Origin of the sequence: Winslowiella toletana (assembly GCF_032164335.1) — a bacterium.
Lineage (GTDB): Bacteria > Pseudomonadota > Gammaproteobacteria > Enterobacterales > Enterobacteriaceae > Erwinia > Erwinia toletana_A.
In genome coordinates this window covers 3843444-3857238 of record NZ_CP134152.1, presented here as the reverse complement: position 1 = coordinate 3857238, position 13795 = coordinate 3843444, and the positions used below count along the sequence as shown (strand labels likewise).

Annotated in this window: 12 protein-coding genes; 8 read left to right on the top strand and 4 right to left on the bottom strand. The window is 51.6% G+C overall.

Annotated elements, in window-relative coordinates; all coding sequences use genetic code 11:
• Positions 1-98: 98 nt before the first annotated feature.
• On the top strand, positions 99-1394 hold the full coding sequence (gene eno, locus RIN69_RS17825; RefSeq protein ID WP_313853455.1) for a phosphopyruvate hydratase: 1296 nt from the start codon (positions 99-101) through the stop codon (positions 1392-1394).
• Between the two features lie 209 nt (positions 1395-1603).
• Entirely contained in the window at positions 1604-3490 is a 1887-nt protein-coding gene (locus RIN69_RS17820; RefSeq protein WP_313853454.1) for an acyltransferase family protein, read from the top strand.
• Positions 3491-3535: 45 nt separating this feature from the next.
• Here the strand turns inward: RIN69_RS17820 and RIN69_RS17815 are convergent, their stop codons facing one another.
• On the bottom strand, positions 3536-4414 hold the full coding sequence (locus RIN69_RS17815) for an MBL fold metallo-hydrolase (protein WP_390902400.1): 879 nt from the start codon (positions 4412-4414) through the stop codon (positions 3536-3538).
• Between the two features lie 103 nt (positions 4415-4517).
• Between RIN69_RS17815 and RIN69_RS17810 the strand changes: the two genes are divergently transcribed.
• Together RIN69_RS17810 and queE are read left to right on the top strand one after the other, a co-directional pair.
• Positions 4518-5429 (top strand): LysR family transcriptional regulator, encoded by a 912-nt coding sequence (locus RIN69_RS17810; RefSeq protein WP_313853453.1) that lies wholly within the window; start codon positions 4518-4520, stop codon positions 5427-5429.
• Positions 5430-5524: 95 nt separating this feature from the next.
• On the top strand, positions 5525-6196 hold the full coding sequence (gene queE / locus RIN69_RS17805) for a 7-carboxy-7-deazaguanine synthase QueE (protein WP_313853452.1): 672 nt from the start codon (positions 5525-5527) through the stop codon (positions 6194-6196).
• Positions 6197-6238: 42 nt separating this feature from the next.
• Here the strand turns inward: queE and queD are convergent, their stop codons facing one another.
• Positions 6239-6598 carry a 6-carboxytetrahydropterin synthase QueD gene (gene queD / locus RIN69_RS17800; RefSeq protein WP_313853451.1) on the bottom strand — a complete coding sequence of 120 codons (360 nt, stop codon included), beginning with the start codon at positions 6596-6598 and terminating at the stop codon, positions 6239-6241.
• A 295-nt stretch (positions 6599-6893) separates the two neighbouring features.
• Here queD and cysJ point away from each other — a divergent pair, with 295 nt between their 5' ends.
• The 4 genes from cysJ (at position 6894) to RIN69_RS17780 (ending at position 12185) form a co-directional block, all read left to right on the top strand.
• A complete protein-coding gene (gene cysJ, locus RIN69_RS17795; RefSeq protein ID WP_313853449.1) occupies positions 6894-8699 on the top strand; it encodes an NADPH-dependent assimilatory sulfite reductase flavoprotein subunit in 1806 nt (601 codons plus the stop codon).
• On the top strand, positions 8699-10411 hold the full coding sequence (gene cysI / locus RIN69_RS17790; protein ID WP_313853448.1) for an assimilatory sulfite reductase (NADPH) hemoprotein subunit: 1713 nt from the start codon (positions 8699-8701) through the stop codon (positions 10409-10411). The genes cysJ and cysI overlap by 1 nt, the downstream gene beginning before the upstream one ends.
• A gap of 10 nt (positions 10412-10421) precedes the next feature.
• A complete protein-coding gene (locus RIN69_RS17785) occupies positions 10422-11156 on the top strand; it encodes a phosphoadenylyl-sulfate reductase (protein WP_313853447.1) in 735 nt (244 codons plus the stop codon).
• Positions 11157-11321: 165 nt separating this feature from the next.
• Positions 11322-12185 carry a GNAT family N-acetyltransferase gene (locus RIN69_RS17780; protein WP_313853446.1) on the top strand — a complete coding sequence of 288 codons (864 nt, stop codon included), beginning with the start codon at positions 11322-11324 and terminating at the stop codon, positions 12183-12185.
• Positions 12186-12237: 52 nt separating this feature from the next.
• Here the strand turns inward: RIN69_RS17780 and RIN69_RS17775 are convergent, their stop codons facing one another.
• The gene (locus RIN69_RS17775; protein WP_313853445.1) at positions 12238-12522 is read right to left on the bottom strand and encodes a YciI family protein; all 285 of its coding nucleotides are present in this window, start codon (positions 12520-12522) and stop codon (positions 12238-12240) included.
• Complete coding sequence (locus tag RIN69_RS17770; protein WP_313853444.1) at positions 12522-13541, bottom strand: aminopeptidase; 1020 nt, start codon at positions 13539-13541, stop codon at positions 12522-12524. The genes RIN69_RS17775 and RIN69_RS17770 overlap by 1 nt, the downstream gene beginning before the upstream one ends.
• Positions 13542-13795: the final 254 nt, after the last annotated feature.

Genomic DNA, 13795 nt, shown 5'->3' with positions numbered 1-13795 from the left:
TACATTTCGAGCTGCAGCAATGCTGCTGCGGCTCGAAAGAGAAAGGTTTAGTGTGTTGTTTGTCTGAGTCTTAGCTAACTTGTACTGAGGAAAATCTAATGTCCAAAATCGTTAAAGTCATCGGTCGCGAAATCATCGACTCTCGCGGTAACCCGACCGTTGAAGCTGAAGTTCATCTGGAAGGCGGCTTTGTAGGTATGGCAGCAGCGCCATCAGGTGCTTCTACCGGTTCTCGCGAAGCGCTGGAACTGCGTGACGGTGACAAATCTCGTTACCTGGGCAAAGGCGTAACCAAAGCCGTTGCCGCAGTAAATGGCCCAATCGCTGATGCGGTGAAAGGCAAAGATGCAAAAGACCAGGCAAACATCGATAAGATCATGATCGAGCTGGACGGCACCGAAAACAAATCTAACTTCGGCGCTAACGCTATTCTGGCGGTTTCTCTGGCTGCTGCGAAAGCTGCTGCTGCTTCTAAAGGCATGCCGCTGTATGAGCATATCGCTGAGCTGAACGGTACTGCGGGCAAATTCTCTATGCCTCTGCCAATGATGAACATCATCAATGGTGGTGAGCACGCCGACAACAACGTCGACATCCAGGAATTCATGATTCAGCCAGTGGGCGCGAAAACGCTGAAAGAAGCCGTGCGTATGGGTTCTGAAGTGTTCCACACCCTGGCAAAAGTACTGAAATCTAAAGGTATGGGTACTGCGGTTGGTGACGAAGGTGGCTATGCGCCAAACCTGGGTTCCAACGCTGAAGCACTGGCTGTTATCGCTGAAGCAGTTAAAGCAGCGGGCTACGAGCTGGGCAAAGACATCACTCTGGCGATGGACTGTGCAGCGTCTGAGTTCTACAAAGACGGTAAATACGTTCTGGCTGGCGAAGGCAACAAATCCTTCACTTCAGAAGAGTTTACCCACTTCCTGGAAGACCTGACCAAACAGTATCCAATCGTTTCTATCGAAGACGGTCTGGACGAATCTGACTGGGCTGGCTTTGCTTACCAGACCAAAGTTCTGGGCGACAAAATCCAGCTGGTTGGTGACGATCTGTTCGTGACCAACACCAAGATCTTGAAAGAAGGTATCGACAAAGGTATCGCTAACTCCATCCTGATCAAATTCAACCAGATCGGTTCTCTGACCGAAACGCTGGCTGCGATTAAAATGGCGAAAGATGCGGGCTACACTGCCGTTATCTCTCACCGTTCAGGCGAAACCGAAGATGCAACCATCGCTGACCTGGCGGTAGGTACTGCAGCTGGCCAGATCAAAACCGGTTCTATGAGCCGTTCTGACCGTGTTGCTAAGTACAACCAGCTGATTCGTATCGAAGAAGCGCTGGGCAGCCGTGCACCATTCAATGGCCTGAAAGAAGTTAAAGGTCAGTAATGGTTTTAATTCAGCGCTGACTCTTTGATTGAGCGCTGAGGAAAATCTGAAAAGCCTTATGCTTGCATAAGGCTTTTTTTTATTCTTTATTTTAATCAGTGAGTTAGATTGAAAAGTGCTGCCTTTTCTGGCGGGATTCATTACTGTCCGTTTTGGTGAGGCTGTGTAAGTATTACGTAATTAAATGTAATTATGTAAAGGCTCACCTTATGAAGTATCGCGCAGATATTGATGGCCTGCGGGCATTAGCTGTGCTGCCTGTTATTGCTTATCATATGGGCATTCCCGGCATACCTGGCGGTTTTACCGGTGTAGACATTTTCTTTGTTATTTCCGGATATCTGATCTGCGGCATCATATGGCAGAGTGCGATTAAAGGAGCATTTTCCTACCTCGATTTCTATAAGCGACGCTGCTTACGTATTTTACCGCCATTATTTGCCGTATTGGCGACCACCCTGATATTTGGCTACCACCATTTGTTGCCGGCGGCTTTCACCGATCTGAGCAATAGCGCCATCGCAACCACGCTGTTTTCATCGAATATTTTTTTCTGGCGAGAAGTCGACTATTTTGCTGGTCCGGCAGAGCTTAAACCACTGCTACACACCTGGTCACTGGCGGTTGAAGAGCAATTCTATATTATCTTCCCGATAGTACTGCTGTTGGCGGTGAAGTGGTGCCGTCAACGCGTAACGCAAATGATGCTGCTGATTATTGCCGGTTCGTTTTTGCTGAGTATCGTGGGCGTGCTAAAAAAACCTGACTTTACCTTCTACATGCTGCCTACCCGCGCGTGGGAGCTGGCATTGGGTGGGCTGATTGCGGTTTCCACGCTGGAGACAAAGGTCAGCGCGCTGCGATTATCCACCAGAAATCTGATAAGTGTTATTGGCTTATTACTGATTTTGTTTGGTTTTTTATGGCTTGATAGCAGTAAACCTTTTCCTTCATGGAATGCGCTCTGGCCGTGCGTCGGCAGTTTTCTGCTCATTCTGGCCGGTCGTGATGCGTTAATAAACCGTCTGCTGGCGCTAAAGCCGATAGTCTATATCGGCATGATCTCGTATTGCCTCTATCTCTGGCACTGGCCGATTATTGTATACACTAAAATGTTCTATAATTTCAGTGGGATAAATCTATATCTGGTTATCGTTGCCAGTACTTTTGGGCTGGCAGTCGCTTCGCGTTATCTGATCGAAATTCCTTTTCGCTACAAGCTTACAGCTATACGTCCTGCCGGAATCGTAGCGGCATCCGTTGCGGGTCTGGTGGCGCTGGGCGGCGCCACGCTTTATATGGGGCACTTTAAAAATCACTCTGGTCAATTTTCTGATGAAGCACTGGCGCTGGCTAAGTTTTCTCAGTACCACGGTTCTGATGAGTATTACTATCAGTTTCGCACCGGCCGCTGTTTGATTGATGGCAATAACGAAGCCAAAGGTAAATATGACTACGATTTCTGCCTGAAAACTTCCGATACTGAAAAGAACTATTTGCTGATTGGCGACAGTCATGCGGCCCACTTATGGCGTGCGCTGAGTCTGGCAGCCGGTGAAAAAATAAACCTTATGCAGATTACAGCGTCGGGGTGCAAACCAGTCAGCAGGCAGTCCGTAAATAATAAATGCACTGAACTGATGGACTATGCCTTCAGGCAGTGGATACCGAAGCATAAGCTTGATGGGGTGATTATCTCTGCTCGCTGGAAACAGGCCGATATTGCGCCACTCGAAGCGACGCTGAAAGAGCTGAAGAAAACCACGGACAATATCATTGTGCTGGGCCCAACAGTGGAGTACAGCGAGCCGCTACCAGACCTGTTAGCCTATCAGCAGGGTGGACGTAAGGATTTGGTGGCAAATTCGGTAGACGGTAAGATCAAAGTCACCGACCGCCAGCTGAATCAAAGCATGGGGCAGCAGCAGGTGCAGTATATCTCGGTATATAACATTATTTGTCCGGATAATGTGTGCCGTGCACTGGCATCCAATGGTCAGCCCAGTGCCTTTGACTATGGCCACTTTACTCTCAGTGGTGCAAATGACGTCGCTCAACAGGTGATTTTACAGATGCACCATAATAAATTTATGTGATGGGGTCCGGCCACCCGGGGTCAGTCCGGGTGGCCGAAATTTTGCCTATGGCCAGCGCATTTCACCTTTCAGCACTTTAGCACCCAGTTCCAGAGACGACGCCTCTTCTAAATCCGGATACTGCGCTTTAATAATTTTGATCAGCTCAGCAGAGTTTTTGCTCTCGGGCAGGGCTTTCTCGACCGCGCGCAAATAGTCCTGGGTAAAAGTGATTGATTTAACATTCTCATCCGCTCCCGGCAGGAAGTGGCCTGGGATCACCCGCACTGGTCTTAATGCAATCGCTTCATCCAGCGTTTTCAGCCAGTCGGCGCGCTGTTGTTGGGTCTGCGTATCAGCCAGCCAGACGTGAATGTTGTTGCCGCTGACCACTACACCACCGAGCATGGTTTTCAGTGATGGCACCCACAGCCAGCTGCGCTCCGGTGATGGCCCCTTCAGTCCTTTAACTTCAATACGCTCTCCGTCTACGCTGAAGCTATCGCCGTGCAGCGGTTGCGGAGTGATTAATTCCTGCGGCGCATTCTCTTTCAGTATCGGTCCCCAATACTTCAGCTTCAGATCTTTAGTTTGATCGATCAGCGCAATAGTTTGTGGCGTGGCGAGAATTTTAGCCTGAGGAAACGCCGCTTTAATGGTATCGAGACCGAAATAGTAGTCCGGATCGGAATGGCTGATATAGACCGTTGTCAGCGTTTTGCCGCTGGCCTTAATCCGTTTTACCAACTCCTGCGCGTCATTGCGCTGGAACTGCGCATCAATCAGCGCCACTTCACTTGGGCCGGAAATAATCTCGGAGCTGACGGCAAACACGCTGGCTTTACCGGGATTATAAACATCAATATTGAGTTTACTGGCGGCAAAAAGGGGAGAAGAGAGGCTGAGAGCGGCAACGCCCATCGATAATAACAGACGAATTTTCATATTGTTCAATTCCTGAAGTGAAGATACAGGCGATAGTAATTTGACCGGATCAAAAGAAAAACCGGATAATCAGCAATAGATTGTTTACTGAAACGAGCAAATCATGGATCGTCTGATCGCCAGTCGGGTTTTTGTCACTATTGTTGAGCGCAACAGCCTCACTGCTGCCGCGGAAGCGCTGTCGATGTCACGCGGTATGGTGACGCGTTATCTGACGCAGATGGAGCAGTGGGCCGGTGCGCGCTTGCTGCATCGCACCACTCGTCGCCTGAGCCTGACTGATGTGGGTGAACGCACCTTATTACGCTGTCGTGCGCTGCTGGAGTTAACCGAGCAGATTGAGAACGACTCACTGCATCACAGCGGTGAGTTAACCGGATTGCTGCGCGTCTCGTGCTCGTTATCGCTGGCACACAGCACCATGGCGGCGGCGGTGCTGGCATTTCAGCAGCAGCATCCGAAGGTGCGGATTGATATGCATATCAGCAATCAGCAGGTCAATCTGGTGGAAGAGCGGATTGATTTGGCGCTGCGTATCACCAATGAGCTATTGCCGGGAGTGATTGCGCGGCCCCTTGGCATATGCGACTCGGTGCTTTGCGCGACGCCGGACTATCTGGCGCAGCATGGCCAACCGCAGAATCCACAGGCGCTGGCAGAGCATAACTGCCTGACTTACACCTGGTTTGGTAAAAGTTTATGGCGTTTCAGCCGCGATGACACGCTGACTGAGATGGCGGTTAGCGGAAATCTCAGTGCCAATGACTCATTCTTTTTGCTGGCGGCAACGCAGGCGGGTAGCGGTATCAGTATGCAACCTTACTATTCCGTTGCCGGATTGCTTGCCCGCGGCGAATTGCAGGAGGTGTTACCGGATTACAGGCTGGAACCGTTGCATATCTATGGCGTGTACAGCTCGCGCCGTCAGCTGCATCCGGCACTGCGGGCGCTGATTGATTTTCTGGTGCAATGGTTTGCCAGTACACCGCTGTTACAGTCGCGCTGGGGCGGCTAAAGTGCTTTTGTGCCTTTTTTGTCGGTGAAATTTGGCGCAACTGTCGCGATCTGACATAATCTGCGCCCCTGATTCTACCGGTTAGCGAGAAAGTGATGCAGTACCCGATTAATGAGATGTTCCAGACATTGCAGGGCGAAGGTTTTTACACCGGCGTTCCGGCAATTTTTATCCGCTTGCAAGGATGTCCGGTTGGCTGCAGCTGGTGCGATACCAAACATACGTGGGATAAGCTGGCCGATCGGGAAACCTCGCTGGGCGATATTCTGATTAAAACCGTTGAAACCGATGCCTGGGGTTCGGCGGATGCTGAAGCGCTGCTGGCGACCATTGCTCAGCAAGGCTGGACCGCACGCCATGTGGTGATCACCGGCGGTGAGCCGAGCATTTATGATCTGACGCCGTTAACCGTTGCGCTTGAAGAGGCCGGTTTCAGTTGTCAGATTGAAACCAGCGGCACGCACGAGGTTAAGTGTTCAGCCCGCACCTGGGTGACGGTGTCGCCGAAGGTGAATATGCGTGGTGGCTATGATGTGCTGTCACAGGCGCTGGTTCGTGCCGATGAGATTAAGCATCCGGTAGCACGTCAGCGTGATATTGAGGCATTGGAAGCGTTGCTGGCGACACTGGCAGACGATAAGCCGCGAATTGTGGCCCTGCAGCCGATCAGTCAGAAGGACGATGCGACGAAATTGTGCATTGAAACCTGCATTGCGCGTAACTGGCGTTTGTCGATGCAGACGCATAAATATCTGAATATTGCCTGATCTGTGGAGGGCGGCAAGCGCCGCCCCTTACAGACAGTGCTGTTAACCTTTATAGACGCATCCCGCCGTACAGGTCTCTTTCACCATAACCGCACTCAGTTCCGGCAGCGTCGGTTTCATCTGATCCCAAATCCATTTCGCCAGCACTTCGCTGGTTGGATTTTCCAGGCCGGGAATATCGTTCAGATAATAGTGATCAAGCCGATCGTATAGCGGTTTGAACGCCGCTTTTAGCTCAGCAAAATCCATTACCCAGCCGGTATGCGCATCCACTTCGCCGGTGATTTCAATACGAACCATAAACGAGTGTCCGTGCAGGCGACCACATTTATGGCCTTCCGGCACGTTAGGTAGATGGTGCGCGGCTTCAAACTGGAAATCTTTAAATAGCGTGGTTGCCATTGTCTCAGTCTCAATCTGTCAAAAAAACCGACGAAGTCTAACGGAAAACACCTTTTTTCGCACCCGTTTAGCGCCAGATGATGCAATCAACTGGGGGCTGCTATTCGGGCAATAATTAACTGACTGATTAACTTATTCTTTATTAACCAGTTTTGCTGCTAAGGCTTACCCGAAAAACCATTTAGTCATTTTGGTTATTTATTATTTCTAACCCTTATTTAATGGTTATTATGCTGATCGGTAACCTACCCCCATTCATATGTCCCGGACCACTGATACTGGAATTCTCAACGCAATGACGACTCAGGCTCCCCCAAGTTCTCTGCTTCCGCTAAACCCGGAGCAACTCGCGCGCTTGCAGGCGGCGACAGGTGATTTTTCTACCACGCAGCTCGCATGGCTCTCAGGTTATTTTTGGGGGATGGTCAATCAGACTCCGGGTAGTGCTGTGGTCAGCGCGCCTGCGCCGGTTGACGTGCCGGCAATCACCCTGCTTTCCGCTTCGCAAACCGGTAATGCCCGTCGCCTGTCAGAACAGCTGCGAGACGATTTACTGGCGGCCAAACTGAACGTTAATCTGGTGAATGCCGGTGACTATAAGTTCAAGCAAATCGCCCAGGAAAAACTGCTGGTGGTCGTGACGTCTACCCAGGGCGAGGGCGAGCCACCGGAAGAAGCGGTTGCGCTGCATAAATTCCTGATGTCGAAGAAAGCGCCGAAACTTAACGATACCGCGTTTGCAGTATTTGGTCTGGGTGATACTTCTTACGAGTTCTTTAGTCAGGCCGGTAAAGATTTTGACGGCAAGCTGGCTGAGCTGGGCGGCGATCGGCTGCTGGCGCGCGTCGATGCTGACGTTGAGTACGCTGCCGATGCTGAGCAGTGGCGTAAGCAGATTGTTGAGATTCTTAAAGCGCGCGTGCCGAGTGAATCACCGGCTCAGGCCGCAGCAACCGCGGCGGGCAGTGTAAATGAAGTGCACTCCAGCCCGTATACCAAAGAGCAACCGCTGACCGCCAGCTTTGCCGTCAACCAGAAAATCACCGGCCGCGACTCGGATAAAGACGTGCGCCATATTGAAATCGATTTAGGTGATTCCGGGCTGCGCTATCAGCCGGGTGATGCGCTGGGCGTCTGGTTTGAAAACGATCCAGCGCTGGTGCAGGAGCTGACAGAACTGCTGTGGTTAAAGGGTGACGAAAGCGTTGAGGTGAATGGCAGTACCTTGCCACTGTCCGAAGCGTTGCAGAAGCACTTCGAATTGACGGTCAATACGCCGCAGATTGTCGAGCGCTTTGCTCATCTGTCACGTAATGAAGCTTTACTGGCGTTGGTTGCCGATAAAGCGCAGCTTCAGCACTACGCGCAGAACACGCCAATTGTCGATATGGCGCGCCAGGCGCCCACTGAGCTGCATGCCGAACAGCTGACCGAATTACTGCGTCCGCTGACGCCACGCCTCTACTCCATTGCCTCGTCGCAGGCGGAGACTGAGAATGAAGTGCATATCACCGTCGGTGCGGTGCGTTATGAAATTGATGGCCGTCCACGTGCCGGTGGTGCATCGAGCTATCTGGCCGATCGGCTGGAAGAAGATGCTGAGATCCGGGTGTTTATCGAACACAACGATAATTTCCGTCTGCCTGCCAATCCGGAAACCCCGGTAATTATGATTGGCCCGGGCACCGGTATTGCGCCATTCCGCGCCTTTATGCAGCAGCGTGATAATGATGCTGCCGGCGGCAAAAACTGGTTGTTCTTTGGCAATCCTCATTTCACCGATGATTTCCTGTATCAGGTTGAGTGGCAGCGCTTTGTCAAAGATGGCCTGCTGACCAATATCGATTTAGCCTGGTCCCGTGACCAGCAGCATAAAATATACGTACAAGATAAAATCCGTGCGAAAGGTGCGGAAGTGTGGCGCTGGATTGAGGAAGGTGCCCACATTTACGTCTGCGGCGATGCCAATCGTATGGCAAAAGACGTTGAGCAGGCATTACTGGAAGTGGTAGCCGAACACGGTGGCATGGACACCGAAACGGCTGACGAATTTTTAAGTGAGCTGCGCATTGAGCGCCGTTATCAGCGAGACGTTTACTAATGAGCGAAAAACATCCTGGACCGCTGGTCGTTGAAGGCAAGCTAACCGACGCAGAGCGCCTGAAAAAACAGAGCAACTATTTGCGTGGCACCATCACTGAAGATCTCGATGATGGCCTGACCGGTGGCTTTAAAGGCGATAACTTTCTGCTGATCCGTTTTCACGGTATGTACCAGCAGGATGACCGCGATATTCGCGCCGAGCGCGCCGAGCAGAAACTGGAGCCGCGTCATGCGATGATGCTGCGCTGCCGCTTGCCGGGCGGTATCATCACGCCAACTCAGTGGCTGGCAATTGAAAAATTTGCCACCGACAATACCCTTTACGGCAGCGTGCGCCTGACTAACCGTCAGACCTTCCAGTTTCACGGCATCCTCAAGGGTAATGTCAAGCCGGCTCATCAGATGCTGCACGAGGTGGGGCTTGATGCGCTGGCAACGGCCAACGACGTTAACCGCAACGTGCTCTGCTCGTCGAACCCGGTTGAGTCTGAGCTGCATCAGGAAGCCTATGAGTGGGCGAAGAAACTTTCTGAGCATTTGCTGCCGCAGACGCGGGCGTATGCCGAAATCTGGCTGGATAAAGAGAAAGTTGCCACCACCGATCAGGAACCGATTCTTGGTGAAACCTATCTGCCGCGTAAGTTTAAAACTACCGTGGTGGTACCGCCGCATAATGACGTCGATCTGCACGCCAACGACTTGAACTTTATCGCTATTGCCGAGAACGGCAAGCTGGTGGGCTTTAATCTGCTGGTCGGTGGCGGTTTGTCGATTGAGCACGGTAATAAAGCCACTTACGCGCGCACTGCCAGCGAATTTGGTTATCTGCCGCTGGATAAAACGCTGGCGGTAGCGGAAGCGGTGGTGACCACTCAGCGAGACTGGGGTAACCGTACCGATCGTAAAAATGCCAAAACCAAATATACCCTTGAGCGTGTTGGCGTTGAAACCTTCAAACAGGAAGTGGAGCGCCGGGCCGGTATCACTTTCGAACCGATTCGCCCGTACGAATTTACCACCCGTGGCGATCGTTTTGGCTGGGTGAAAGGCATCGATAATAAATGGCATCTGACGCTATTTATTGAAAATGGTCGTCTGATGGACTATCCAGGTCGTCCACTTAAATCCGGCGTAGCTGAGATTGCGCGAATTCATCAGGGTGATTTCCGACTTACCGCTAACCAGAACCTGATTGTTGCTGGGGTGCCGGAAGCCGATAAAGACAAGATCGAACAGATTGCCCGCGCCTCGGGGCTGATGGAAAGCGTCACCGCCCAGCGTGAAAACTCAATGGCCTGTGTCTCATTCCCGACCTGCCCACTGGCAATGGCGGAAGCCGAACGCTTCCTGCCTGAATTTGTGACCCGGGTCGAAGGCCTGATGAATAAGCACGGCGTTGGCGAAGAGCACATAGTGCTACGCGTAACCGGTTGTCCGAACGGCTGCGGACGTGCCATGCTGGCTGAAATTGGTCTGGTCGGTAAAGCGCCGGGGCGTTATAACCTGCATTTAGGGGGTAACCGCATCGGCACGCGTATTCCGCGCATGTATCGCGAGAACATCACAGAAGATGAGATTCTGGCGAGCATTGATGAGCTGGTTGGCCGTTGGGCAAAAGAGCGTGAAGCCGATGAAGGTTTCGGCGACTTCACCATCCGTGCTGGCGTGGTAAAAGCGGTTCTCGATCCGGCGCGTGATTTCTGGGAATAACGGAGGCGATATGTCGGTACTCGATCTCGCAACATTGCGTGAATTACCAAAAGTAGAGCGCGTAATGGCGCTGGCAGAAGTGAATAATCAGCTGGATAAACTCTCCGCACAGGAGCGCGTCAGTTGGGCACTGGAAAATCTGCCGGGTGATTTTGTTCTCTCTTCCAGTTTTGGTATTCAGGCTGCGGTCTCATTGCATTTGGTCACTCGTCAGCAGCCGGATATCCCGGTCATTCTGACCGATACCGGCTATCTGTTTCCTGAGACTTATCAGTTTATCGACACGCTGACTGAGAAGCTGGATTTGAATCTGCAAGTGTTTCGCGCCGGGCAGTCAGCGGCGTGGCAGGAAGCGCGTTACGGTAAACTGTGGGAGCAGGGCGTTGAAGGCATCGAAAAGTACAATCTGATTAATAAGGTTGAACCGATGAATCGTGCGCTGCAAACGCTCGGCGGCCAGACGTGGTTTGCCGGTTTACGCCGCGATCAATCCGGCAGTCGCGCACATTTACCGGTGTTGGCGATTCAGCGTGGGGTATTTAAATTCTTGCCGATTATCGACTGGGACAATCGCCAGGTTTATCAATATTTACAGCAGCATGGCCTCAGCTATCATCCTCTGTGGGACCAGGGCTATCTGTCGGTCGGCGATACCCACACCACGCGTAAATGGGAACCCGGTATGGCAGAGGAAGAAACTCGCTTCTTCGGCCTGAAGCGTGAATGCGGCTTGCATGAAGGTTAATGATAAATTTAACTAAACTTATCTCCACGTAGTTTAGCCGTGTTTATTAATAATTGTGTGTGATATCACGGTTTCATTAATTTTTTGCCATTCCATTGTTTAAATAAACTTATCGATCAATCCTTGTTGGGTGACATTTTACTCACTCAGCAAGGAGATACTCTGGTGTCAGATAAAGACCTGATGTTGTCTGGATCAATCAACGATCCATCTTCAGTTCTGAAGAATTCACTGCGTTTTGGTAAACCGTATTCATCTGACGAAATTGATATTCAGCAGGTCGGTACTCTGCAGGATTTTTTTACCGGCATGAGCAAATTACATGCTGCGTATCTGAAATTGGGTCTGGTTACTGCCCAACCCGGCAATATGCTTTTTTCTCCCTGGTTTTTCACGGCAGCTAACCGGCTGTTTCTGGCTAAAGTCGATGAAGATGTGATTGGAACCATTGCGCTGATTAAACAGAGCGGGCAAGGGCTGCCTGCTGAAAAAGTGTTTGCCAGGGAAATTGACCAGTCTGGCTGCTGTCCGGAGCGCACCGCAGAGATTGGCTCGTTATGTATTGATGAGAGTTATCGTGGTGGCGGCGTTCTGCGTGAGCTGTACGCGTGGATTATTCTGTACGCCGTATTTTTCCAGCGTATCGATACCTTGTTTATTCAGGTTGAAGCGCGCAAGGCGCGTTTTTATCGTGATGTGCTGTTCTTTAAGCAGGTGGGGGAGAGCCGCCTGCATCCGGCATACCAGAATAAACCGACGGTATTGCTGCGGGCAGATGTGAAACCGACGCTGGCCTTTTTAAGAAAGCAGCTATCGCCGCATAAGCATCTGAGCCTGAGAGAAGTGCTGAAATCGATGAATATCAATCATCTTTACAGCAAACTAGTGGAGCGGATGAAGCGGGAACAGGCCTGGTGCTGGACCGCGGAACATGCGCGTCACTACTGCGACCGCTGTTGCGTCAGAGACGAAGCGCTGAACAGCATCCAGCGCGCCGAGTTACAGAAAATTCTCAATCGTAGTAACTGACAGACTTTCACGGGCGGAGGCAGGAAGCCAGGCCGCCCGTATCCTCAGCGAGTCAGCTGGCCACCAGTCCGCTAAATGCCGCAGCCGCGCGCGTCACATTCACTTTTGTCACCTCGTAATGAGCCACTGCGACAAACGGATCTTCAGCCAGAATGGTTTCCAGCCGTTGGCGATCGATATCTTTCACCATGATCATTCCGCCGGTGCGCGGATCTTTGCGACCCGCCGCAATAAACACCCCGGCGTCGAAGTAGCGATCAAGCCACTGAATATGGGGTTCCAGCAGGGCTTCAACTTCTTCAACCGGGCGATGATAGTTCAGATAAACGATATACATTACGGCTCCTTTTTTTCGGCCGGATTAGCCAGTTCGGTAATTAACGGCAGCAGAATTTTTACGCTGTCGCGGCTGCGTAGCGCGATACGCCCAGGCAACCAGCGATCGATATAGCTGAGGTTATCACGCTCGGTTTGATGGCGGCTAATACCCTCCGGGAAGTGCGGTGACTTACTGCGCTGCTGACTGCCATCCTGATGGCCCAGTTTCCAGTTTGCCGCACGCACGCTAAGCAGTGGAAAACCAGCGCTGTCGAACGGATCGGCTGGCTTGTTTAGCGGGTGGCTGCTGGCGTTGATGCCGTAACGATGAGCAATCGCCAGCGCACGGTCGCGGGTCTGACGCGCTACCGCTGCCGGAGTATTGCTGCCGCTGTTAAAGTAGAGCTTATCGCCCACCAGCAGACTGTCGAGATTAATCACCAGCAAAGTATGCTGTTTCTCGTTGGCTTTCATTCGCGCGAGGTAATCTTCGCTGCCCCGATGACCAATCTCTTCGCCGCTCAAGGCAACAAAGCGAATGCCATAGTGCAGCGGCTGGCTGCTGAGTCGCTGTGCCAGCTCAAGCATTACGCCCAGGCCGGCGGCGTTATCATCCGCTCCCTGTAAGCGTAAGCCGCCAAGATTGTTTTCGACATCGCTGTCGCTTAGCGGGCTCCAGGTATCAAGATGGGCAACGATCAGGATCTCCTGTGGCGCTTTGCCCGGGCGTGCGGCAATCACCGAACTTCCGGTAACCTGACGCCAGCTGGTACTGCCATCTTTATGCTGGTATTGATAACGGGTATTAAAATCCCGTTTGTCGCTGTGATAGCCCATATCGCTGAACTGCTGCTGCAAATAGTCAGCGGTCAACAACTCGGCCGGGCTTCCGACCATGCGGCCAGGAAAAAGGGTAGCAATATTGCGCAACTGCTGTTCAGCAAACTTGCCGATAGCGGGCTGTGCCGCCATGACCGGTAATGTAATGCCGCAACTGAGTAGCGAGGCCAGCACTCTCAGGCGGAGGGTGGAAAACATTTCAGAATCCTTAGGCGTCATGCCATAGCGCGAGCGAAATTTTTTTGCTGCAATATTATGAAATTGTGATCGCCGTTAGACAATTTCATTCGCTCTGAAACGCCCTAAATATCATCCGTTAAGCACATTTTGTTCTCAGCTTAGCCGGTTCGTTATTCCATTAGGTAACTACTCATTCCAATTAGTAATTTCATCTGCCCGAACCTGCAGACGTATAGTCGCGTTAACTTTCTGTTATTTCATATAAGGTCGAC